General features: G+C 70.8%; 20 protein-coding genes and 1 riboswitch. Of the genes, 12 read left to right on the top strand and 8 right to left on the bottom strand.

Annotated features, from left to right (window positions below; genetic code table 11):
- Both HPY32_RS08785 and HPY32_RS08780 read left to right on the top strand, forming a co-directional pair.
- Complete coding sequence (locus HPY32_RS08785; RefSeq protein ID WP_067591499.1) at positions 1-759, top strand: NUDIX hydrolase; 759 nt, start codon at positions 1-3, stop codon at positions 757-759.
- A gap of 392 nt (positions 760-1,151) precedes the next feature.
- Entirely contained in the window at positions 1,152-1,796 is a 645-nt protein-coding gene (locus HPY32_RS08780; RefSeq protein WP_067591503.1) for a DedA family protein, read from the top strand.
- A 3-nt stretch (positions 1,797-1,799) separates the two neighbouring features.
- On the opposite strand, the gene HPY32_RS08775 is transcribed toward HPY32_RS08780, so the two are convergent.
- Complete coding sequence (locus tag HPY32_RS08775) at positions 1,800-2,996, bottom strand: dipeptidase (protein ID WP_067591507.1); 1,197 nt, start codon at positions 2,994-2,996, stop codon at positions 1,800-1,802.
- Positions 2,997-3,110: 114 nt separating this feature from the next.
- Between HPY32_RS08775 and HPY32_RS08770 the strand changes: the two genes are divergently transcribed.
- Entirely contained in the window at positions 3,111-3,317 is a 207-nt protein-coding gene (locus tag HPY32_RS08770) for a DUF5988 family protein (RefSeq protein ID WP_067591510.1), read from the top strand.
- A gap of 13 nt (positions 3,318-3,330) precedes the next feature.
- On the opposite strand, the gene HPY32_RS08765 is transcribed toward HPY32_RS08770, so the two are convergent.
- Genes HPY32_RS08765 through bioB form a run of 3 tightly spaced genes read right to left on the bottom strand, consistent with a single transcriptional unit; the run spans position 3,331 to position 5,277 of the window.
- Positions 3,331-4,005: a DUF2567 domain-containing protein gene (locus HPY32_RS08765; protein ID WP_067591513.1), complete on the bottom strand. Its 675-nt coding sequence runs from the start codon at positions 4,003-4,005 to the stop codon at positions 3,331-3,333.
- Entirely contained in the window at positions 4,005-4,214 is a 210-nt protein-coding gene (gene bsaP / locus HPY32_RS08760) for a biotin synthase auxiliary protein BsaP (RefSeq protein ID WP_067591516.1), read from the bottom strand. Before bsaP ends, HPY32_RS08765 begins: the two co-directional genes overlap by 1 nt.
- Positions 4,215-4,251: 37 nt before the next feature.
- Positions 4,252-5,277, bottom strand: a complete 1,026-nt coding sequence (bioB, locus tag HPY32_RS08755) for a biotin synthase BioB (protein ID WP_067591519.1) — start codon at positions 5,275-5,277, stop codon at positions 4,252-4,254.
- A gap of 119 nt (positions 5,278-5,396) precedes the next feature.
- Between bioB and HPY32_RS08750 the strand changes: the two genes are divergently transcribed.
- The 5 genes from HPY32_RS08750 (at position 5,397) to HPY32_RS08730 (ending at position 10,852) form a co-directional block, all read left to right on the top strand.
- Positions 5,397-5,981, top strand: a complete 585-nt coding sequence (locus HPY32_RS08750) for a TetR/AcrR family transcriptional regulator C-terminal domain-containing protein (protein ID WP_067591522.1) — start codon at positions 5,397-5,399, stop codon at positions 5,979-5,981.
- A gap of 24 nt (positions 5,982-6,005) precedes the next feature.
- Positions 6,006-6,122: riboswitch (cobalamin riboswitch) on the top strand.
- 32 nt (positions 6,123-6,154) lie between these two features.
- Positions 6,155-7,186: a FecCD family ABC transporter permease gene (locus tag HPY32_RS08745; RefSeq protein WP_067591525.1), complete on the top strand. Its 1,032-nt coding sequence runs from the start codon at positions 6,155-6,157 to the stop codon at positions 7,184-7,186.
- Positions 7,183-7,992: an ABC transporter ATP-binding protein gene (locus HPY32_RS08740; RefSeq protein WP_231951766.1), complete on the top strand. Its 810-nt coding sequence runs from the start codon at positions 7,183-7,185 to the stop codon at positions 7,990-7,992. Before HPY32_RS08745 ends, HPY32_RS08740 begins: the two co-directional genes overlap by 4 nt.
- A 126-nt stretch (positions 7,993-8,118) precedes the next feature.
- A complete protein-coding gene (locus tag HPY32_RS08735; protein ID WP_067591529.1) occupies positions 8,119-9,144 on the top strand; it encodes an ABC transporter substrate-binding protein in 1,026 nt (341 codons plus the stop codon).
- Between the two features lie 172 nt (positions 9,145-9,316).
- Positions 9,317-10,852 carry a glycosyltransferase family 39 protein gene (locus HPY32_RS08730; RefSeq protein WP_067591532.1) on the top strand — a complete coding sequence of 512 codons (1,536 nt, stop codon included), beginning with the start codon at positions 9,317-9,319 and terminating at the stop codon, positions 10,850-10,852.
- Here the strand turns inward: HPY32_RS08730 and HPY32_RS08725 are convergent.
- The 3 genes from HPY32_RS08725 to HPY32_RS08715 all read right to left on the bottom strand — a co-directional run bounded on the left by HPY32_RS08725 (position 10,843) and on the right by HPY32_RS08715 (position 13,999).
- A complete protein-coding gene (locus HPY32_RS08725) occupies positions 10,843-12,024 on the bottom strand; it encodes an alpha/beta fold hydrolase (RefSeq protein WP_082871900.1) in 1,182 nt (393 codons plus the stop codon). The genes HPY32_RS08730 and HPY32_RS08725 overlap by 10 nt on opposite strands.
- Before the next feature lie 152 nt (positions 12,025-12,176).
- On the bottom strand, positions 12,177-12,860 hold the full coding sequence (gene bioD / locus HPY32_RS08720) for a dethiobiotin synthase (protein WP_067591538.1): 684 nt from the start codon (positions 12,858-12,860) through the stop codon (positions 12,177-12,179).
- Entirely contained in the window at positions 12,857-13,999 is a 1,143-nt protein-coding gene (locus tag HPY32_RS08715) for an 8-amino-7-oxononanoate synthase (RefSeq protein WP_067591541.1), read from the bottom strand. The genes bioD and HPY32_RS08715 overlap by 4 nt, the downstream gene beginning before the upstream one ends.
- Positions 14,000-14,096: 97 nt before the next feature.
- Between HPY32_RS08715 and HPY32_RS08710 the strand changes: the two genes are divergently transcribed.
- Positions 14,097-14,279: a hypothetical protein gene (locus tag HPY32_RS08710; protein ID WP_067591544.1), complete on the top strand. Its 183-nt coding sequence runs from the start codon at positions 14,097-14,099 to the stop codon at positions 14,277-14,279.
- A 10-nt stretch (positions 14,280-14,289) separates the two neighbouring features.
- Here HPY32_RS08710 and HPY32_RS08705 read toward each other — a convergent pair whose 3' ends face one another.
- Positions 14,290-15,558 carry an adenosylmethionine--8-amino-7-oxononanoate transaminase gene (locus HPY32_RS08705; RefSeq protein ID WP_082871599.1) on the bottom strand — a complete coding sequence of 423 codons (1,269 nt, stop codon included), beginning with the start codon at positions 15,556-15,558 and terminating at the stop codon, positions 14,290-14,292.
- A gap of 159 nt (positions 15,559-15,717) precedes the next feature.
- Between HPY32_RS08705 and HPY32_RS08700 the strand changes: the two genes are divergently transcribed.
- The 3 genes from HPY32_RS08700 to treY all read left to right on the top strand — a co-directional run bounded on the left by HPY32_RS08700 (position 15,718) and on the right by treY (position 21,413).
- On the top strand, positions 15,718-16,650 hold the full coding sequence (locus HPY32_RS08700; RefSeq protein ID WP_067591549.1) for a bifunctional helix-turn-helix transcriptional regulator/GNAT family N-acetyltransferase: 933 nt from the start codon (positions 15,718-15,720) through the stop codon (positions 16,648-16,650).
- 204 nt (positions 16,651-16,854) lie between these two features.
- Positions 16,855-18,972: a glycogen debranching protein GlgX gene (glgX, locus tag HPY32_RS08695; protein ID WP_067591552.1), complete on the top strand. Its 2,118-nt coding sequence runs from the start codon at positions 16,855-16,857 to the stop codon at positions 18,970-18,972.
- 11 nt (positions 18,973-18,983) lie between these two features.
- The gene (treY, locus tag HPY32_RS08690; RefSeq protein WP_231951768.1) at positions 18,984-21,413 is read left to right on the top strand and encodes a malto-oligosyltrehalose synthase; all 2,430 of its coding nucleotides are present in this window, start codon (positions 18,984-18,986) and stop codon (positions 21,411-21,413) included.
- The last annotated feature ends 164 nt before the right edge of the window (positions 21,414-21,577 follow it).

Below are 21,577 nucleotides of genomic sequence, written 5' to 3'. Positions count from 1 at the left end.
GTGGCCCATAGTAGCACCATTCACGAATCGCTCACCGCGGTGTTCCAGGTTCGCCGCTTCCCGGACGCCATCACCGCAGGTCACAGCCCAAGCCAACCGGTCGATCCGAACTCGTCCCCGCGATCGGCCGGGCGGCACACGGAGCTGGCGGTGCTGCTGTGGCAGCGGGCGATGGACCCGCAGACCGGGACCTGGTCGCTGCCCGGGGGGCGGCTGCGCGACGACGAGGATCTCGACGTGTCGGCGCGCCGCCAGCTCGCGGAGAAGGTGGACGTGCGCGAGCTGTGGCATCTGGAGCAGCTGTCGGTGTTCAGCGACCCGCACCGGGTGCCCGGCCCGCGCCGGATCGCCTCGGCCTACCTCGGCCTGGTGCCGATGACCGCCGACCCGCAGCTGCCCGCCGACACCCGCTGGCATCCGGTGTCGGCGCTGCCGAACATGTCCTTCGACCACGGCACCGTCGTGCACCACGCGCGAACCCGCCTGGCCGCCAAGCTGTCCTACACCAATATCGCCTTCGCCCTGGCCCCGGCCCGCTTCACCATGTCGACCCTGCGCGACATCTACTGCGCCGCACTCGGTTACGACGTGGACACCACCAACCTGCAACGAGTCCTGAGCCGCCGCAAGGTGATCACCCCGACCGGCGCCACCGCCGCCCCCGGCCGCGCCGGCGGCCGCCCCGCCGCCGTCTACCGCTTCAGCGACAACACCATCCGCGTCACCGACGAGTTCGCCGCCCTCCGCCCCCCGACCTGAGTCCGGCGTTCGTTCCCCGCCATTCCGGCATGCTTCGTCCCCGTCATTCCGGCATGCTCCGCCCCCGTCATTCCGGCATGCTCCGTCCCCGTCATCCCGGCATGCTCCGCCCCCGTCATCCCGGCATGCTCCGCCCCCGTCATCCCGGCATGCTCCGCCCCCGTCATCCCGGCATGCTCCGCCCCCGTCATCCCGGCATGCTCCGCCCCCGTCATTCCGGCATGCTTTTGGCCGGAATCTCCTGGGATCCCGGCCAAAAGCGTGCCGGGATGACGTGCCGGGATGACATGAACGACGACGCCGGAAGGCGGGACGACGCACGGCGGATGGTGGGACGGTCGACACCGGGACGGTCACGCGCCTGCCGGTGCGAAGTCGGTACCGTGGCGGTCATGGACTCGCTGTTGCACCGGATTCTCGGTATTGCCCCGGTGTGGGTATATCTGGTGGTCACGCTGTTGGTGTTCGCCGAGGATGCCATCTTCATCGGCTTCGTGATTCCGGGTGAGACGGCGGCGGTGATCGGTGGGGTGGCGGCCAGTCAGGGGCATGTGCAGCTGTGGGCGATGATCGTGCTGGTGGTGGCCGCGGCGATCGTGGGCGACAGCGTGGGGTTCGAGGTCGGCAAGCATTTCGGGACCCGGTTGTTGCGGGCGTCGGTGCTGGACTCCCATCGCGGGCGGCTCGAGCGGGCGCAGGACTTCCTGGCCCGGCGCGGCGGCTGGGCGGTGTTCCTCGGCCGGTTCACCGCGTTCTTCCGGGCCGTGATGCCCGCGCTGGCGGGCACCTCGAAGATGCCCTACCGCCGGTTCCTGACCTTCAACGCGGTCGGCGGCGTGGTGTGGGGCATCACGTTCGTAGTGCTCGGGTTCGTCGCCGGGCAGTCCTACGAGGCGGTCGCCAAGACCGTGGGCCGGTCCATGGCGATCGCGGTGGCGGTCATCGTCGTGGTGGCGCTGATCGTGTGGCGGCTGCGGGAACGGCGGCGCGACAAGGCCGTCGAGGCGGAGTACGAGGCCGCCGCCGACGCCGACTGAGGGTCAGCGCACGCCGTCGAGCTGCTCGATCGTCGCGATCGACGGCTTGCGGGTGCGCCGCAGGTCGCGGGCGACGGCCTCGGCGTCGCGCAGGACGCGAACGGCGTTGTGCCAGGTCAGTTTTCCGAGATCGGCATCGGACCAGCCGCGCCGCAGCAGTTCCGCGACCAGGTTCGGATAGCTCGACACGTCCTCGAGGCCGTCGGTGACGACCGAGATGCCGTCGAAATCGCCGCCGAGCCCGATGTGGTCGACGCCCGCCACCTCGCGCATGTGGTCGAGATGGTCGGCGACGGTGGCCACGGTGGCGTGCGGGCGGGGATGGGCGGCCTCGTATTCCCGGGTCAGCCGCTGGGCCTCCGGCGACCGCTCCAGCCGGTGAATTCCGTTGGCCTCCAGGTGATCGTCGAGGCCCTGCATCCATTCCATGGCTTCCGGCAGCACGAACTGCGGCACGAATGTCGCCATGGCGATCCCGCCGTTGGCGGGCAGCTGCGCCAGCACATCGTCGGGGATGTCGCGCGGGTGATCGCACACCGCGCGCGCCGAGGAGTGCGAGAACATCACGGGCGCTTGCGAAACCGCGAGCGCGGCGCGCATGGTGTCGGGCGCGACGTGCGACAGGTCGACCAGCATGCCGAGCCGGTTCATCTCGCGCACCACCTCGCGCCCGAAGGCGGTGAGCCCACCGGCCTTCGGTCGGTCGGTGGCCGAATCCGCCCACGGCACATTGTCGTTGTGGGTGAGCGTCATGTACCGCACGCCCAGGTCGTAGAGCGCGCGCAGGGTGGCCAGCGAGCAGTTGATGCTGTGCCCGCCCTCCGCGCCCATCAGCGAGGCGATCCGGCCCTCGGCGCGGGCGGCCTCGATCTCGTCGGCGGTGGTCGCCAGCCGCAGCCGGTCCGGGAACCGGTCGACGAGGGCGCGCACGAAATCGATCTGCTCCAGGGTGGCGCTGACCGCCCGGTCGCCGGCGAAGTCGCTGCGCACGTACACCGACCAGAACTGCGCGCCGACGCCGCCCACGCGCAGCCGGTCGAGATCGGTGTGCAGCCGGGCGCTCTGGTCGGCGGCCAGATCAATGGCGTCGAGGTCGTAGGCGGCCAGGCGGCGCATGGCCCAGGGCAGATCGTTGTGGCCGTCCACCACGGGGATGGCGCGGAGCAGGGCGCGGGCGCGATCGAGATAGTCGGGGGTCACGAGTCCGTTCTATACCCTGCGCACACCCGGGACGCCGTCTTCGCCACACCGGGAATGCACTAGTGTCGCGCCGATTCCGGTGTGGCGTCCGCCACAGGCCGAGATACTCGGGGCATGAGCACAGCAGTACACGCTTATCTGGAGGGCGGCCCCGCGGACCTGCCCGATCGCATCGTTCCGCTCACCGCGCCGGGCGCCGAGGTCAAGGTGTCGCGCCGCGGCGGATACGAGCACTTCACCCCCACCGAGCGGTTTCAGGAGACCGATCAGGGCCGGTGCCCGGTCTTCGAATGGTCCTACCGGACCAGGGTCGCCGAATAGCGGCCGTCGAATATCAGTGTCCCGGACCGGATTCCGCGCCCTCGAGCGGTCCGACCCGGCCCATTCCGGCGCCGCCGGAGACCGAGGACCCGTACGGCCCGTAGGTCACATCCGACGAGTACGGGCGCGCGCCGTCGGCCGAATCCGGCGGTGGCGCACCGAGACCCGTGCCGAGATCGTCCGACGGGCTCACCGCGGCCAGCACCAGCACCACCAGCCCGGCCAGTAGCGGCTGCACCAGCAGCGCGGGCCAACCCGCCACGCTCGGCGCCAGCTCGACGACCGACCGCAGCGGCGCGTGCGGCGTCGGCGGGTGCATCCAGGCGGCCATCCGCTCGCCCGCGCGGGCCATCAGCCACGCCCCGGCCAGCGAGCCGATCAGCAGGCCGCCCTGCAGCATCGGGCCGCGCGCCCGGCGCAGCCGCCACGCCGCGGCGGCGCTCAGCACACCGGTGACCGCGCCGATGCCGACGAAGATCGCCACCGCGTCGAACTGGTGCGCGCTCTCGCCGATCAGCGGCGCGCCGTAGCCCGGCCGGACCACCAGCACCTTCTCGGTCGGCGCGAGCAACGCCCACGCCCCGCCCGCGAGCATGCTGACCAGCAGCACGGCGGCGGTCACCGCCAGCACCGCGCGCAGTTCGCGGCGACCGGCGACGACCCGTTCGACGATGTGCTGATGGGCCATCAGCGATGTTCCAGGCTCGTGGAGTCGATGACACCGTGCCGAGAGCACCTGGCCCACCAGCCGTCCGGGCTCACCTGCACGATCATGCGGCGCCCGCACTGCTCACAGAAGCGCGGCGGTTCCAGGCCCAGGGCGGCGGCCGCGGGCACCGGATCGGCCAGGCCCGTCACTACCCGCTGACCCGTGAACGGGTTGTAGCGCTCTTCCATGGTTTGTACCGTACCGATTTCCGGCGGCGCGACGCCGTCAGAGGGTCTCGTTGAGCGCCTTGATGGGCATCTTCAGATCGGCCAGCAGATCCAGGTCCTGCTCGGCGGGACGGCCCAGCGTGGTGAGGTAGTTGCCGACGATGACGGCGTTGACGCCACCGAGAATGCCCTTCTTCGCGCCCAGATCGCCGAGGGTGATCTCGCGGCCGCCCGCGAACCGCAGCATGGTCCGCGGCAGCGCCAGCCGGAACGCCGCCACCGCCTTCAGCGCCTCGGACGCGGGCAGCACCTCGAGGTCGCCGAACGGGGTGCCCGGGCGCGGGTTGAGGAAGTTCAGCGGCACCTCGTCGGGCTCCAGTTCGGCCAGCTGCGAGGCGAATTCGGCGCGCTGCTCCAGGCTCTCCCCCATGCCGAGGATGCCGCCGCAGCACACCTCCATGCCCGCCTCGCGCACCATACGCAGGGTGTCCCAGCGCTCCTCCCAGGTGTGCGTGGTGACCACGTTCGGGAAATGCGATTTGGCGGTCTCGAGATTGTGGTTGTAGCGGTGCACGCCCATGGCGGCCAGCTGGTCGACCTGATCCTGGGTGAGCATGCCCAGCGAGCAGGCGATCTGAATGTCGACCTCGTTGCGGATGGCCTCCACGCCCGCGGCGACCTGGGCCAGCAGCCGCTGGTCGGGACCGCGCACGGCGGCCACGATGCAGAACTCGGTGGCGCCGGTCTTGGCGGTCTGCTTGGCCGCCTCCACCAGGCTCGGAATATCCAGCCACGCCGCCCGCACCGGGGACTGGAACAGGCCCGACTGCGAACAGAAGTGGCAGTCCTCCGGGCAGCCGCCGGTCTTGAGCGAGATGATGCCCTCGACCTCGACCTCGGGACCGCACCACCGCATCCGCACGTCGTGGGCGAGCGCGAGCAGCTCCTCGAGCCGGTCGTCGCCGAGGCGCAGCACCGCGAGGGTCTGCTGCCGGTCGAGCCCGACGCCGCGCTCGAGCACCTGCTCGCGGGCGATCGCCAGAATGTCGTTGTCGACCTCGGTCCGCACGGGTGCCTGGGTCATCGCCACGAAATCCCTTCGTCCGGCCGCATGGGCCGCGCAACTTGAACAGTGTTCTTGAACGGTGTTCAGGCTAGGGTAGCGTAGACGGTGAGGTACGCAAACAACAGGAGGGCACCACAGTGCAGTTGCATCGCACGGATGTGATCGACGGTGCCGTCGCCATTCTCGATCAGTACGGGCTCGCCGATCTGACCATGCGGCGGCTGGCGACCTCGCTGAATGTGCAACCGGGCGCGCTGTATTGGCATTTCCCGAACAAGCAGGCGCTGCTGGGCGCGGTGGCCGACCGGATTCTCGCGCCGATGGACGAGCCGGTGGTGGCCGCCGAATGGTCCCCGCAGCTGGACGAATTGGCGCATCGGCTGCGCTCGTGCCTGCTCGCCTATCGCGACGGCGCGGAGCTGGTGTCGTCCACCTACGCCTCCCGGCTCACCACGAGCAAGGCGCGGGAGCGGCTGGCCGGGGCGCTGATTCGCGGCGGCATGACCCGCGAGGAGGCCGACCTGGCCGCCTACACGCTGCTGTACTACGTGCTCGGCGAGACGGTCGACGAGCAGTCGCGCATGCAGATGGATTCCGCGGGCGCGCTGCCGGAGGAGTCCTCGCCGCTGTACGAGAACACCTCCGCCACCGAGCGTTTCGACTTCGGCCTGCAACTGTTCCTGGGCGGCGTGCGGCATCTGCTGGGGAGCCGGGTGCGCTGACGGGACAAACCGGACGGTAGAGTTCGGCGCGTCATCTCGGCGGGTGCGGGAATTCCGGTGCGAATCCGGAGCGGTCGCGCCACTGTGACCTCGGCATTCGTGTCGAGGAAGTCAGACCCCCGCTCGCCGTGCGGAACTCTGAAGAGGTCGCGAATGCCCATGGAGTGTCGCCGATGAGCCGTATCCGGACATCGGTCGCCGTCGCCGTCGTCGGGGGCCTGCTGGTGCTCGCCATGGTGGTGGCGACCGGCTTCGGCGCCGAAACCCTGGCCCCGGCAACGGTCTTCGACGTGCTACGACACCGGTTCACCGGCACGGGAGCGGAGCTGCCCGGTGTGGACACCATCGTCTGGCAGCTGCGGGTGCCGCGCACGGTGCTGGCCGCGGTGGTCGGCGCCGGGCTGGCGGTGGCGGGTGCGGCGATGCAGACGCTGGTGCGCAATCCGCTCGCCGATCCGTATCTGCTCGGGGTGTCCTCCGGCGCGGGGGTCGGGGCGGCGGCGGTGATCACCTCCGGGTTCCTGGCCGGTGCAGGCGTGTGGGCGCTGTCGGGCGGTGCGCTGGTCGGCGCCTTCGCCGCGGCGGCACTGGTTTTCGCGATCGCGGTGGCGCAGGGCGGGCTCACGCCGCTGCGGCTGGTGCTCACCGGCACCGTGCTCGGGTCCGCGTTCGCCGCGTCGAGCAGCTATCTGATCTTCCGCAGTTCCGATCCGGCGGCGGCGCAGTCGGTGCTGTTCTGGTTGCTCGGCAGCCTGGCGGGGGCGGACTGGACGCGAATCGCGGTGCCCGCCGGTGTCGTTGCCGTCGCCGTGCTGGCGCTGTGGGCGGCCAGCGGCTGGCTGGACGCGCTGAACCTGGGCGCCGACACCGCGGCCTCGGTGGGAGTTCCGGTGCGGGCGTTGCGGATCGCGCTGTTCGCCGGGCTCGCGGTGCTGGTCGGGGTGCTGGTGGCGGTCTCGGGCGGTATCGGTTTCGTGGGCCTGGTGGTGCCGCACGCCGCCCGGCTGCTGGTGGGCTCGCCCCATCGATCGCTGCTGCCGGTCTGCGCCCTGTGCGGCGCGCTGTTCCTGGTGGTGGCCGACGCCGCCGCCCGAGTCCTGGTGCGCCCCACGGAGATTCCGGTGGGCGTGCTGACCGGCCTGATCGGTGCCCCGGTCTTCCTGCTCCTGATGGGCCGCCGCCGCTACCGCTTCGGGGCGGCATGAGCGAGCGCGGCGGCGACACGATGGCTGCGCACGGCGGCGGCGTGGCGCTGGACGTGCGCGAATTGTCCTGTGGGCGTGGGCGTCGCACGGTGCTCGCCGGGGTGAACTTCACCGTCGCGGCCGGGGAGACCGTCGGCATCGTCGGGCCGAACGGCAGCGGGAAGACCACGCTGCTGCGGACCCTGGCCGGTCTGGCCGCGCCGCGGGCGGGGCGGGTGCTGGTGAACGGGCAGGAGCTGCACCGGCTTTCGGCGCGGCGGCGGGCGCGGTCGGTGGCGCTGGTCGCGCAGGGCGAGCAGCCGCCGGAGGATCTGCGGGCGGGTGAGGTGGTGGCGCTGGGCCGCACCCCGTACCTGCCGCCGTGGGGTCCGGGCGGCCCGGCCGAGCGGCAGGCGGTCGAAAATGCCCTGCACGCGGTCGATCTGGACGGGTTCGCCGATCGCCCCGTGCAGCGCATGTCCGGCGGCGAGCGCCAGCGCGTCCTGCTGGCCCGCGCGCTGGCCCAGGCCACTCCCCTGCTGCTGCTCGACGAGCCCACCAACCATCTCGACATCACCCACCGCCTGTCCCTGCTCGCGCTGGCCCGCACCCTCGACCGCACGGTCGTCCTCGCGCTGCACGACCTGGCCCTCGCCGACCGCTACTGCGACCGCGTGCTGGTGGTCCACGACGGCGGGGCTGATCCGCTCCAGCCACCCGAAATCGCTTTGCGGCCGGAGGTTCTGGGGGCCGTGTTCGGGGTGCGGGCGGTGCGCGTGCGACATCCGGAGACCGGGGAGGGGCATCTGTTGCTCGCCTCACAATGACCAATGCCATAGTGCCATCCCTGATTCCGGCGTGCTTTTGGCCGGAATCTCTCGGTGAGATCCCGGCCAAAAGCACGCCGGGATCATAAGAAGAACACGCCGGGATCATAAGAAGAAAAGGCCATCATGCAACGCACCGCCCTCGTACTCACCACACTGGCAACGGTTTTCGCCGCGACCGCATGTGGTTCCGCGCCGACCACCGCCGGAAATCTCACCGTGCACAATTGCGGTCAGGACGTCCGCTTCCCGTCGCCCGCGCATCGCCTGTTCGTCAACGACGGCAATATGATTTCGATGGCGCTGGCGCTGGGGGCGCAGGATTCGGTGGCGGCGGTGTCGAGCCTGCAGCGGGATGCCGACACGATGCGCCGCCATTACGGGGACGCGGTCGATCGGCTGAAACAGGTGGCGCCGGAGTATCCGTCGAAGGAGACCGTGATCGCGCAGCATCCCGATGTGATGGTGGCGGGGTGGAGTTACGGATATTCCGAATCCTCCGATCTCACCCCGGACTCGTTGCGCAAGGCCGGGATCGCGCCCTACGTGCTCACCGAGAGTTGCCGCCAGCACGGCGGCGACAAGCAGCGCGGCATCGTCGATCCGTGGACCGCGCTGCACACCGACCTGAAGAACATCGGCGCCATCACCGGCCGCACCGAGCAGGCCGCCACGGTCACCGCCGATCTGGACAAACGCCTGCGGGCGCTGCGCGCCGCGCCGCGGGCCGACCGCACCCCGGCCGTGTTCGTCTTCGACAGCGCCAGCGAGACCGTGTTCTCCAGCGGCAGCTTCGGCGCCCCGCAGGCGATCGCGGAGGCGGCGGGTGCCCGCAACGTCCTCGACGACGTGCGCGACACCTGGACCGCGGTGTCCTGGGAGCGGCTGGCCGCGGCCGATCCGGACGCCATCGTCTTCGTCGACTACCCGAAGCAGTCCTTCGACCGGAAGGTCGAGATGCTGCGCGCCAAGCCCGGCATCAACCGCCTGCGCGCGGTCACCGAGCAGCGCTTCCTCAATCTTCCCTACGCCATGTGGACCAGCGGCCCGCTGAACATCGACGCCGCCGAACAGATCCGCGCCCAATTGGAGCGCTGGAACATGGCGCCGCCCTCGGATATCCACCCCCGATTCGACGACTCCGTTCATTGATCATCGATCCTTCGGTTACCGGTTATTCACCGCCGAATTTTTCCTATGGTGGCGGTCACAGCACAAAATCGTAACGATTCGCTTAGAGTTATTTCTGCTTGGAACCGTTCTCCGACCCTCGCGCCGGATTCGGTCGAGTTCGTGATCGTCATCGCGAGGAGGCTCGGGCGGAATGCTCACACTCGACATTCGACCAACCACGTCCCGGGCGGTGCCGCCGTTCGCGACATCCGGGGTGGTGGCGGTCGCGCTGATACTCGCGGTGGCCTATGTCTGGGCGCTCGGGCGGCCCGGATTCTGGGGCGACGAACTGTATTTCGTCGCCGCCGGACACCGGCCCTCGATCAGCTACGCCGATCAGGGTCCACTGATACCCGCGATCGCGTGGCTGATGGATAACGTGGCCCCGGATTCGCCACTGGCGCTGCGCCTTCCGGCGACGCTGGCGAGCATCGCCACCGTGGCGCTGCCCGCCCTGATCGCCCGCGAGTTCGGCGGCGGGCGCGGCGCGCAGGTGCTCGCCGCCACCACCTACGCGACCTCGCTGTTCGTGGTGTTCTCCAAGCCGCTGTGCACGCAGGCGTTCGATCTTCCGCTCACGGCGGCGGTGTTCTGGCTGCTGATCCGCTGGGTCCGGGTCCGCCGCGACGGCCTGCTCGTGCTCGCGGGCGTGGCGGCCGCCCTGGCGGTGCAGGTGAAGTGGCTGGTGCCCATCCACTGGGCCTGCCTGGGGGCGGCGGTCCTGATCGCCGGGCCGCGCGAGATGCTGCGGCGGCCCGCCCTGTGGGTCGGGTCGGCGATCTTCGCCGCCGCCTGGGCGCCGGCGCTGGTGTGGCAGGCGAACCACGGCTGGCCGCAACTGAAGATGGCGCACGCGATCGCGGCGGAGAACGACACCTTCACCCAGGGGCCGCTGCTGGATGTGCCGCTGGTGGTCGCCTACGCCGGACTACTCGGCGCGATCCTGCTGCCGTGCGGCCTCTGGCATCTGCTCCGCGCGGCCGACCTGCGCCCGTATCGCTTTCTGCTGGTGGCGGCCGTCCTACTGACCGTCGTCCTGCTCGCGACGGGCGCCCGCGCCTACTACGGCGCGGCGATCCTTCCGGCCTTCCTCGCCGCCGGAGCGGTCCGGATCTGCGAGGGCGGCGTCCGGCGGTGGATGAAACCCGTTGGGGCCGTGGTGATCGCAGCGAGCGCGGCGCTGGTCGTGATCCCGCTCAGCGTGCTGCCGCTGCCGCAGTCGCGCCTGCACGATCCGACCGTCACCACCGGTCAGGTGCTGCAGCGCGGCTTCCTCTACGGCCAGAGCGGCTGGGACGAACTCGCGCTCGCCACCGCCGACGCCTACCGCGACCTGCCGCCGCCGGAGCGGTCCACGGCCGTCGTGGTCACCGAAAGCTATTGGCAGGCAAGCGCACTCGACCACTACCGGAACAGCTTCGGGCTGCCCGCGGTCTACAGCCCGAACCGCGGCTTCGGTTATTTCGGCGCGCCGCCCGACTCCGCGACCACCGTGGTCTACGTCGGCGGCGACCCGGCGGTGCTGCGCTCCGAGTTCGCCGAGGTGCGCCCGCTGCTGGACCTCGACGAGCGGCTCGGATTCCCCGGCATCACCAAGGGAATCACGATCTGGCGGTGCGACGGCCCCGTGCACCCCTGGTCCGCCGCCTGGCCGGGGATGATGAGCCTGGAACAGCACTACCTCTGACCCGGCGCCCGCGGCCCCGCCACGGGCTGCTGCATCGCCGCCAGTTCCTCCCGCCGGACCAGCCGCACGAACGGCACCACCTGCTGCTCGATGACCTTGTTGTATTCGCCGGGCTGCTGCATCGGATTCGCGTGACCGGTGCCGCGGGTGAGCACCACCAGCAGCGTGCCGTTCACGCCGCCGACGCGGTCGATGAGGACCCGATGGGTGTACTCGTCGTCCACGATCGGATCCCGGTCGGCGTCGTGCGGGCGGATGAACACGATCGCCGGGCGCGGCTTGTCGGCGGCCGGTTTGGCCAGCGCGCGCAGGTCGTCCACGGCGCCGCTGGCCACGATCGCCTTGAACTGCGCCTCGATCAGCCCGTTGCTGGCGGCGTCGGTGTTGAAGATCTTCTGCCGCAACACCTCTGCCACCGATTCGCGCAGCCGCGCGACCCGGATTCCCGGCGGCACGCTGCCGTAGTCCACGAAATGGTCTCGGCGGGCGAAGGTTTCGGCGATCAGCCGCAGCGTGCGACTCTCCCGGGAGCCGGGCAGCCAGCCGGTCCAGCGCAGCAGTTCCTCGCCCTGGTCCCGGCTCTCGGGGCGGACCGCGTTCAGGTTCACCGGGGTGCAGTCCAGCATCACCGCCCCGAGCTTCTTGCCGCTGCCGGTGTAGAGATGCTTCGCGATCTCCAGCGCGATCACCCCGCCCATGCTGTGCCCGACCAGCACGATGTTGTCGACCCGGGCGGCATCGGTCACCTTGACGATGAGGTCGCTGATCACCTTGGTGTCGATACCGGTGTTGTCGTACCGCACCGCCCACACCGACCCCAGCCGCGCCAGCGACGGCAGCGCCCGCGCGGTATCGGTGGCATCCAGCGCGCCGAGGCCCACCAGATCGAACACCGCGGTATTGCGCCCCTGCGGATCCGCGGGCCCCGCGATCGGCATCACCGCCGGTTCGGTACGAGCCAGCCGAGCCCGCTCCGGCGCCACATCGATCGCCCAGTACTGCGCGAAAACCCCCAGCACCACCGCCGGAATCAACGCCAGCCGCAACAACACCAACCGAGTCCGCCGCCAGGCCCCCCACCCATACCCCACCCCGGTCTCAGCCAGCCGCGCCTTCCGTCGCGCATCGTCATAATCGGCGACGGTGGACGGGTGCCACTCCCCACACAGCATCCCCATCCACTGTAGGTGCCCCTCGCCGTAGGGCACCCGCCGTCACCCCGGCATGCCCTCCCGTCACCCCGGCATGCCTTCCCGTGACCCCGGCATGCCTTCCCGTGACCCGGGCATGCCCTCTCGTTGCCCCGGCGTGCTTTTGGCCGGGGTCAGGTGAGGTAGCGGGCGGTCCAGGTCTGGTGGAACCAGGTGGGGGCGGTGGCGGTGAAGCGGGGTGGGGCCCAGCGGCCTGCGCCCTCGGGGATGGCGCCGACCAGATCGACGCCGGTTACCGCGGGGAGGTCGATGCGGTTGCATTCGGAGGCGAGATCGGTGGCTATGGGCCAGGATCCGATTACCAGGCCGGCGCACGGGACGCCCGCGGTGACCAGGGCGCGGGTGGTGAGCTCGCTGTGGTTGAGGGTGCCCAGGCCCGCGGCGGTGACCACCAGGACCGGGGCGCCGAGCTTCTGGGCGAGGTCGAGCAGGGTGAAATCGCCCAGGCGGACCAGCAGGCCGCCCGCGCCCTCGACGAGGGTGAGGTCGGCGTCGGCGAGGGAGTCGACGGCCGCGGCGGTGTCGGCGAGGGTGAGCGGCGGCAGGCCGCTGCGGCGCGCGGCGGTGTCGGGGGCCAGCGGCTCGGGGTAGCGGGCCACCTCCAGGGTGCGGGTCACGCCGGTCAGGCGGGTCACCTCGGCCAGGTCACCCGGTTCGCCGGGGGCCATGCCGGTCTGCGCCGGTTTGCACACCGCCACCGAGCGCCCGGCGGCGAGGGCGGTCGCGGCGACGGCGGCGGTGACGATGGTCTTGCCGACCTCGGTCGAGGTCCCGGTGACGATCAGAACACTGCTCATGACGGCTCCTTGCGGTCGGCGAGCACATCGGCGAGAACGGTTGCGATGGTGGCGATCTCGGCGTCGGTCAGATCGGCGCGGGCGGTCAGCCGCAGCCGGGAGGTGCCCTCGGGCACCGACGGCGGCCGGAAGCAGCCGACGCTCAGCCCGCGCGAGCGGCACGCCGCGGCGGCCTCGTAGGCGACCCGCGCGGACCCCAGCACCACCGACACCACCGCCGAATCCGGTTGCGGCACACCGGCGATGCGCGCGATCTCGGCGGCGCGGGTCAGCACCCGCCCGGCCATGCCCGGATCGCGCCGCAGCAGCCGCAGCGCCGCCCGGGCCGCGCCCACCGCGGCCGGGGCGAGCCCGGTGTCGAAGATGAACGTGCGCGCGGAGTCGATCAGATGCGCCCGCACCCGCGCGCTGGCCAGCACCGCACCGCCCTGCGCCGCAAGGGATTTCGACAGCGTCGCGGTGACCACCAGATCCGGCTCCCCGGCCAGGCCCAGCTCGTGCACCAGCCCGCGCCCGCCGTCACCGCGCACGCCGAGCCCGTGCGCCTCGTCGACGATCAGCACCGCGCCGTGGGCGCGCACCACCCGGTGCAACTCGGTCAGCGGGGCGAGATCACCGTCGGCGCTGAACACCGAATCGGTGAGGACCAGCGCCCGTTCCTCGGTGCGGTCGGCCAGCAGCCGGTCCACCGCCGCCACATCGCGGTGCGGCGCGATCTCCACCCGGGCCCGCGACAACCGGCACGCGTCGACGAGCGAGGCGTGGCTGCCCGCATCGGACACCACCAGGCAGCCGCGGCCCGACAATGCCGTCACCGCACCGAGATTCGCGGCATACCCGGAGGCGAACACCAGCCCGGACTCCGCGCCCACGAACTCGGCGAGCTCGGCCTCGAATTCCTCATGCTCGATGGTCGTCCCGGTCACCAGCCGGGACCCGGTCGACCCGGTGCCCCACTTGTGCACCGCCTCGATCGCGCCCGCGCGCACCTCGGGATGCCGGGACAGCCCCAGATAGTCGTTGGACGCCAGATCGATCAGGCCCGTCTCCGGCCCGCGCGCCCGCAGCTCCCGCCGCAACCCGGCCCGCACCCGGTCCGCGGCCCGGGTATCCAACCAACTCAACGGATCGGCACTCACAGCTCACGAGGATACTTGAACACCGTTCAGGAGCAAGCCCCGGGCTCCGCGGGCACTCGCGTCGACGAACCGCCGCCGGTCTGGCAGCATCCCGGGCATGAGTGTCACCCATGCCCTGCTCGCCCAGACCGTCGATGCCGCACAGCATTACGAGGCGGCAGGCATCCTGAAGAAGATCCGCGACGCGGTGCTGATCTTCCTGCTCGTGGTCTTCCTGATCGGCCTGTTCATCGGACTGTTCGTCGGGTACGCGATCGGCAGGTCCGTGGGGCGGCGCTGAGACCGGCGGGTCAGGCGCGGGCCGCGGCGGTCACGGCCGCGGCGATGCGGGCCACGTCGTCGGCGGTGCTGATGAACGGGGGCATGGTGTAGATCAGATTGCGGAACGGCCGCAGCCAGACGCCGGATTCGACGGCGGCGTGGGTCGCCTTGCGCATGTCGACCGGGCCGTCGAGCTCGACCACACCGATCGCGCCGAGCACGCGCACCTCCGCCACGCCCGGAATGTCCTGGGCCGCGGCCAGTCCCGCGGTCAGCCCCGCCTCGATTCCGGCCACCTCGGCGCGCCAGTCCCGCGCGCGCAGCAGTTCGATGGAGGCGACGGCGACCGCACACGCCAGCGGGTTGCCCATGAAGGTGGGCCCGTGCATGAGCCCGCCGTGTGCGGCACTGAGGGTTTCGGCGATCGCGGTGGTGCACAGCGCCGCCGCCAGGGTCAGGTAGCCGCCGGTGAGCGCCTTGCCCACGCACATCACGTCGGGGCTCACCCCGGCCCGGTCGGCGGCGAAGAACGTTCCGCTGCGGCCGAATCCGGTGGCGATCTCGTCGAACACCAGCAGCACCCCGTGCTCGTCGCACAGCCGCCGCAGCTCCGCGAGATAGGCCGGATGGTGAAACCGCATGCCGCCCGCGCCCTGCACGATCGGCTCCACGATCACCGCCGCCGTCTCGTGCGCGTGTTCGGCGACGATCCGCTCGAGGTCGCGAACATAGCCGGGCTCATACTCTTTCGGCGGCATCGGCGCGAAGATCTGCTCGGCGAGCACGTCGGTCCACAGCGCATGCATGCCGCCCACCGGATCGCACACGCTCATCGGGGTGAAGGTGTCGCCGTGATAGCCGCCGCGCCAGGTGAGCAGCCGCCGCTTCCCCGGCCGCCCGAGCGCACGCCAGTACTGCAGGCACATCTTGGCCGCCACCTCCACCGACACCGAGCCGGAGTCGCAGAGGAAGACCTTGTCCAGCCCGGGCGGCGACACCTGCACCAGCAGTTGGGCCAGCCGGGCGGCCGGTTCGTGGGTGAGCCCGCCGAACATGACGTGACTCATCCGCCGCGACTGCGCCACCAGCGCGGCGTCGAGCGCCGGATGCCGGTAGCCGTGGATCGCCGCCCACCACGAGCTCATGCCGTCGATCAGTTCCCGGCCGTCGGCCAGGGTCAGCCGGGTACCGGCCGCGGACGCGACCACGAGCGGCTCGGTGGTCGCCGGGAAGCCACCGTAGGGATGCCAGACGTGTTCGACGTCGACGGCGGCGATCTCACTGGGTGTCAGGGCCACGGAAATCCTTCGCGGGAGCGGCGATGCCGCACATCGGAGACAGCTTGAACGCCGTTCAAGTTAGCACGGGACACGGCGCGGATTTCGCGTGACGCCGAGGATCGCGTGCCGTAATCTTTGACTCGGTCAACGTTGACCGAGTCAAAGATTGGAGACCGGATGAGTGCACCGACCATTTCCGTGGACCACGACCACATCGCCGCCGTGCGCGATTTCAATCGCCGCTACACCCGGCTCATCGGGGTGCTGGGCGAGGGCCTGCACGATTCGCAGTATTCGCTCACCGAGGTCCGAATCCTGTTCGAGCTCAACCGGTGCGGCCCCACCGAGGTGGCCTCGCTGCGCCGGGCGCTGGACCTGGACGCGGGCTACCTGAGCCGCATCCTGTCCCGATTCGAGCGCGACGGCCTGGTGTCGCGGCAGCGTTCCGCCACCGACGGCCGCCGCCAGGAGGTGCGGCTCACCGAGCACGGCGAGACGGTCTTCGCCGCGCACGACGCGGAGTCCGACCGCGAGGTCGGCGCGCTGCTGGACGGTCACTCCCCCGCCACCCGGCACCGCCTCATCGGCGCGATGCGCACCATCGGCCACATCCTCGACCGCCCGGCCGCCGAGGTCGTGCTGCGCGCGCCCCGCCCCGGCGACCACGGCTGGGTGATCCAGCGCCACGCCGAGCTCTACGGCACCGAATACGGTTGGGACGCAAGCTACGAGACGCTGATCGTCGAGATCGTGCACGACTTCCTGAAGTCCCACGACGAGACCCGCGAGCGCGCCTGGATCGCCGAATTCGACGGCGAACCGGTGGGCAGCATCTACTGCGTGGCCGACGACGACACCACCGCCCGCCTGCGCCTGCTGCTGGTCGAGCCCGCCGCCCGCGGCCTGGGCGTCGGCTCCGCGCTGGTGGACCAATGCCTGCGGTTCGCCGCCGCGGCCGGATACACCGAGATGGTGCTGTGGACCAACGACATCCTCGGCGCCGCCCGCCGCATCTACGAACGGGCCGGTTTCGAGCTCGTGGAATCGACCCCGCACCACAGCTTCGGGGCCGACCTGGTGGGGCAGACCTGGCGCAAACCGCTGACCTGAACCCCGGCGGCCCAACGCCTTTCCGCCCCAGGTTGCTGATCGATCACCGGCGGCCACACCGGGAACAACGATCCGGTCGCCGCCGCGTGACCGGACCGCCCCCGCGTCGCGCCGCCGCACCGATGTCGTCGCGGATGCGCGTCCGACCGGCACTCGAGCACCACCCGCACCGGTCCCGACCGGGCAGCGGTTAGTGTCGGTGGCATGGTTCTGCCCAACGAACACGGTGACGTGACGCCGCTCGGCGTGTGGCCCGGCACCGCGTATCCGCTGGGCGCCACGTACGACGGGGCGGGCACCAACTTCTCGGTCTTCTCGGAGGTTGCCGAGCGGGTGGAGGTCTGTCTGATCGGCCGCACGGGCGCCGAGACCCGGGTTCCGCTGGAGGAGGTCGACGGCTACGTCTGGCACGCCTACGTCCCGACGATCGCCCCCGGCCAGCGCTACGGCTTCCGGGTGCACGGCCCGTACGACCCCGACCGCGGATTGCGTTGCGACCCCGGCAAACTGCTGCTGGATCCGTACGGCAAGGCGTTCGCGGGCCGCTTCGACGACGATCCGTCGCTGTACACCTACGGCCGGGATTCGCTGGGCCACACCATGACCGGCGTGGTGATCAACCCGTTCTTCGACTGGGCCGACGACCGCGCGCCCAAGCGCCCCTACCACGAGACGGTCATCTACGAGGCACATGTCAAGGGCATGACCATGACCCACCCGCTGGTGCCGCGGGAGCTGCGCGGCACCTACGCGGGCATCGCGCACCCCGCCATCGTCGACCACCTGAAGTCGCTGGGCGTCACCGCGATCGAGCTGATGCCGGTGCACCAGTTCCTGCACGACAACCTGCTGCTCGCGCGCGGGCTGCGAAACTACTGGGGCTACAACAGCTTCGGCTACCTGGCCCCGCACCAGGACTACGCCGCCGACACCCGCGACGGCGCGGCGGTGACCGAGTTCAAGGCGATGGTGCGCGCCCTGCACGCCGAGGGCATCGAGGTAATCCTCGACGTGGTCTACAACCACACCGGCGAGGGCAACCACCTCGGCCCCACCGTCGCCTTCCGCGGCATCGACAACGCGGCGTACTACCGCCTGGTGGAAGACGATCCGTCGCACTACATGGACTACACCGGCACCGGCAACAGCCTCAACGTGCGCCACCCGCACACGTTGCAGCTGATCATGGACTCGCTGCGGTACTGGATCGTGGACATGCACGTCGACGGGTTCCGATTCGACCTGGCCGCCACCCTGGCCCGCGAATTGCACGACGTGGACCGGCTTTCCACCTTCTTCGACCTGGTGCAGCAGGACCCGGTGGTGAGCCAGGTGAAGCTGATCGCCGAGCCGTGGGACGTCGGCGAGGGCGGCTATCAGGTCGGCAACTTCCCCGGCCTGTGGACCGAGTGGAACGGCAAGTACCGCGACACGGTGCGCGACTACTGGCGCGGCGAACCGGCCACGCTGGGCGAGTTCGCCTCCCGGCTCACCGGCTCCTCGGACCTGTACGAGGCCACCGGCCGCCGCCCCAGCGCGAGCATCAACTTCGTCACCGCCCACGACGGCTTCACGCTGCGGGACCTGGTGTCCTACAACGACAAACACAACGAGGACAACGGCGAGGACAACCGCGACGGGGAGAACTACAACCGATCGTGGAACTGCGGCGTGGAGGGCCCCACCGACGATCCGGCGGTCGTGGCGCTGCGAGAACGGCAGAGCCGCAACATGATCGCCACCCTGGCGCTGTCGCAGGGCACCCCGATGCTGCTGCACGGCGACGAGATGGGTCGCAGCCAGCGGGGCAACAACAACGCCTACTGCCAGGACTCGCCGCTGTCGTGGATGGATTGGTCGCTGTCGCAGAAGAATTCGGATCTGGTGGAGTTCACCCGCGCCGCGTTCGCGCTGCGCGCCGCGCATCCGGTGTTCCGCCGCCGCCGCTTCTTCGACGGCCGCCCCACCCCCGACCACGACCGCCCCGGCGACATCGCCTGGCTCACCCCGGCCGGCGAGGAGATGACGGCCGCGGACTGGGACTCCGGCTTCGGCCGCTCCCTGGCGGTGTTCCTCAACGGCGACGCCATCGCCGAGCCGGGCCCGCGCGGGGAACGCGTCACCGACGACTCGTTCCTGCTGTGCTTCAATGCCCACGACGCCCCGATCGACTTCACCCTCCCCGGCTCCGATTTCGCCGTGGCCTGGTCGGTGGTCCTGGACTGCTCGACCCCGACCGGTGCGGCCGACGCCCGGTACCCGGCCACCGCCACCGTCGGTGTCCCCGCTCGCTGCCTGCTCGTGCTCCGACGAACCACATGATCGAAACCGAGATGACAGAGACCTCCGCGCCCGACACCCACACCGGCCCGATCGCCCGCCGCATCGCGGTCCGCAGCACCTACCGGTTGCAGCTGCGCCCGGACGCGCTGACCTTCGCCGACGCGCGGGCGATCGCGGAATACCTGCAGCAGCTGGGCATCTCGCACCTGTACCTGTCGCCGATCATGACCGCCATGCCCGGCTCCACGCACGGCTACGACGTCACCGACCCGACCACGGTGTCCGCGGCGCTGGGCGGCCCGGCCGGGCTCAAGGCGCTGTCGGACGAGGTGCGCGGCCGCGGCATGGGCCTGATCGTGGACCTGGTGCCCAATCACGTGGGCGTGGCCGACCCGCGCCACAATCCGTGGTGGTGGGATGTGCTGCGCAACGGCAAGCAGTCGCAGTTCGCGCACTTCTTCGACATCGACTGGAGCCCCAACAACGGCGCGGGCGGGCGGCTGGCGCTGCCGGTGCTGCAGAACGTCAACGATCCGGCGGCCCTCACGGTGGACCGCGGCGGCCCGGAACCCATGCTGGCCCTGCACGATCTGCGCTTCCCGATCGCGCCGGGCACCGACGACGGCGAGAACGCGCTGCGCATCCACGACAAGCAGCACTACCGGCTGGTCGGCTGGAAGGCCGGGGTGTGCACCTACCGGCGGTTCTTCGCGGTGTCGAGCCTGGCGGCCATCCGGCAGGAGGATCCGGCGGTGTTCGAGCTCACCCACCGCGAGCTCGCCGCCTGGTGCGAACACGACCTCATCGACGGCGTGCGGGTCGACCACCCCGACGGATTGGCCCGGCCCGCCGAGTATCTGGCGCGGCTGCGCCGCATCCTCGGCCCGAATCGGCTGCTGCTGGTGGAGAAGATCCTGTCCAACCGCGAACCGCTGGACGCCACCCTGCCGGTCGACGGCACCACCGGCTACGACGCGCTCGCCGACTTCGGCGGCGTCTTCATCGATCCCGCGGGCGAATCGGCGCTCACCGAGCTGTCGCGGCGCGTCCTCGGCCACGGCAGCGACCGCGCGTGGGTGTGCGACACCGAGCACCGCATCAAGCGCGCGGTGGCGGAGAAGCTGCTGGTGCCCGAGGTGCGGCGGCTGGTGGCGGCGATCAAGCGCGACGCAGGAATCGACGGATTCGACGCCGCGCCGCTGAGCGACAAGGCGCTGACCAACGCCACCATCGAGGTGCTGTCGTTCATGCCGGTGTACCGCATCGACTACACGCCGCTGGTGGGCATGCTCGGGGCGGTGGTGGCCGAGGTCGCCAAGCGCAGCAGCGAATTGACCGTCCCGCTGTCGGTCCTGGTGGCGGCGCTGGCGGCGGGCGGCGAGGCGGCCGTGCGGTTCCAGCAGGTGTGCGGGGCGGTGACCGCGAAGGCGGTCGAGGACACCATGTTCTATCAGGCCGCGCGGCTGGTGTCGCTGCAGGAGGTGGGCGGCAACCCGGACCGCTTCGGCCACTCGCTGCTGGACTTCCACCTCGCCAATGCCGAACGCGCGCAACGCTGGCCGGCCACCATGACCACGCTGTCCACCCACGACACCAAGCGGGGCGAGGACGTGCGCGCCCGCATCGGCGTGCTCTCGCAGGTGGCCGACACCTGGGCGGACGCGGTGGCCGCATGGAACGACATCACCCCGCCGCCGGACGCCGGGACCGCACTGTTCCTGCTGCAGAACATGTTCGGGGTGTGGCCCGCCGACGGCCGCTCCGCCGCCGCGGCCCCCGGGCTGCGCGAGCGGCTGCACGCCTTCGCGGAGAAGGCCGTTCGCGAGGCCGGTATCCGATCCTCCTGGGAGGAGCCCGATCTCGACTTCGAGGCCGAGCTGCACCGCTGGCTGGACGCCGTCGTCGACGGCCCGGTCGGCGCGGAACTGACCGAGCTGGTGACCCGGCTGGCCCCGCACGCCTGGTCGGATGCGCTGGGGCAGAAGCTGTTACAGCTGTGCGCGCCCGGCATCCCCGACCTCTACCAGGGCAGCGAGCTGTGGGAGGACGCGCTGGTCGATCCGGACAACCGCCGCCCGGTCGACTTCGGCCACCGCCTGGGCATGCTGCAATCGCTCACCGGCACACCGGAACTGGATGCCACCGGCGCGGCGAAGATGTGGATCGTGGCGTACGCGCTGTGGCTGCGCCGCGAACGCCCGGACTGCTTCGTCGGCGGCGCCTACCTCCCGCTGTTCGCCACCGGCGACCAGGCCCGGCGCGTGATCTGCTACGCCCGCGGCCGGATCGGCGAGCCCCCGCAGGTCATCGTGGCCGCCACCCGCCACAGCGTGGCCCTGGCCGACACGGGCTGGTCCGACACCGCCGTCGATCTCCCCTCCGGAACCTGGACCGACCGCCTCACCGGCCACACCTTCCAGGGCCACGCCCGCATGGAAAAACTCTTCGCCCGCCTCCCGGTGGCCTTGCTGGTCCGCTGATCCCGGCCAAAAGCACGCCGGGATCACGGAAGAAAGCCCACGCCGGGATGACGGAAGACCCCCGTCGTCCCGGCGGTGAACCATCCGTCACCCCGGCGATGAATCTCTCCTTGCCCCAGCGATGAATCTCTCCTTGCCCCGACAGTGAATCTCTCCTTGCCCCG

Source organism: Nocardia terpenica (assembly GCF_013186535.1).
Taxonomy (GTDB): Bacteria; Actinomycetota; Actinomycetes; order Mycobacteriales; family Mycobacteriaceae; genus Nocardia; species Nocardia terpenica.
Note: the sequence above shows the minus strand (reverse complement) of the source record. Positions and strands in the feature narration are given on the sequence as shown.

Coding starts and splice junctions, on each gene's coding strand:
- bioB (WP_067591519.1), bottom strand. CDS start 5,277: ATGACCCAGGCACCCGTGCGGACCGAGGTCGACAACGACATTCTGGCG.
- HPY32_RS08735 (WP_067591529.1), top strand. CDS start 8,119: ATGCAACGCACCGCCCTCGTACTCACCACACTGGCAACGGTTTTCGCC.
- HPY32_RS08700 (WP_067591549.1), top strand. CDS start 15,718: ATGAGTGCACCGACCATTTCCGTGGACCACGACCACATCGCCGCCGTG.
- HPY32_RS08725 (WP_082871900.1), bottom strand. CDS start 12,024: ATGCTGTGTGGGGAGTGGCACCCGTCCACCGTCGCCGATTATGACGAT.
- HPY32_RS08765 (WP_067591513.1), bottom strand. CDS start 4,005: ATGGCCCATCAGCACATCGTCGAACGGGTCGTCGCCGGTCGCCGCGAA.
- bsaP (WP_067591516.1), bottom strand. CDS start 4,214: ATGGAAGAGCGCTACAACCCGTTCACGGGTCAGCGGGTAGTGACGGGC.
- HPY32_RS08730 (WP_067591532.1), top strand. CDS start 9,317: ATGCTCACACTCGACATTCGACCAACCACGTCCCGGGCGGTGCCGCCG.
- HPY32_RS08710 (WP_067591544.1), top strand. CDS start 14,097: ATGAGTGTCACCCATGCCCTGCTCGCCCAGACCGTCGATGCCGCACAG.
- glgX (WP_067591552.1), top strand. CDS start 16,855: ATGGTTCTGCCCAACGAACACGGTGACGTGACGCCGCTCGGCGTGTGG.
- HPY32_RS08740 (WP_231951766.1), top strand. CDS start 7,183: ATGAGCGAGCGCGGCGGCGACACGATGGCTGCGCACGGCGGCGGCGTG.
- HPY32_RS08780 (WP_067591503.1), top strand. CDS start 1,152: ATGGACTCGCTGTTGCACCGGATTCTCGGTATTGCCCCGGTGTGGGTA.
- HPY32_RS08770 (WP_067591510.1), top strand. CDS start 3,111: ATGAGCACAGCAGTACACGCTTATCTGGAGGGCGGCCCCGCGGACCTG.
- treY (WP_231951768.1), top strand. CDS start 18,984: ATGACAGAGACCTCCGCGCCCGACACCCACACCGGCCCGATCGCCCGC.
- HPY32_RS08745 (WP_067591525.1), top strand. CDS start 6,155: ATGAGCCGTATCCGGACATCGGTCGCCGTCGCCGTCGTCGGGGGCCTG.
- bioD (WP_067591538.1), bottom strand. CDS start 12,860: ATGAGCAGTGTTCTGATCGTCACCGGGACCTCGACCGAGGTCGGCAAG.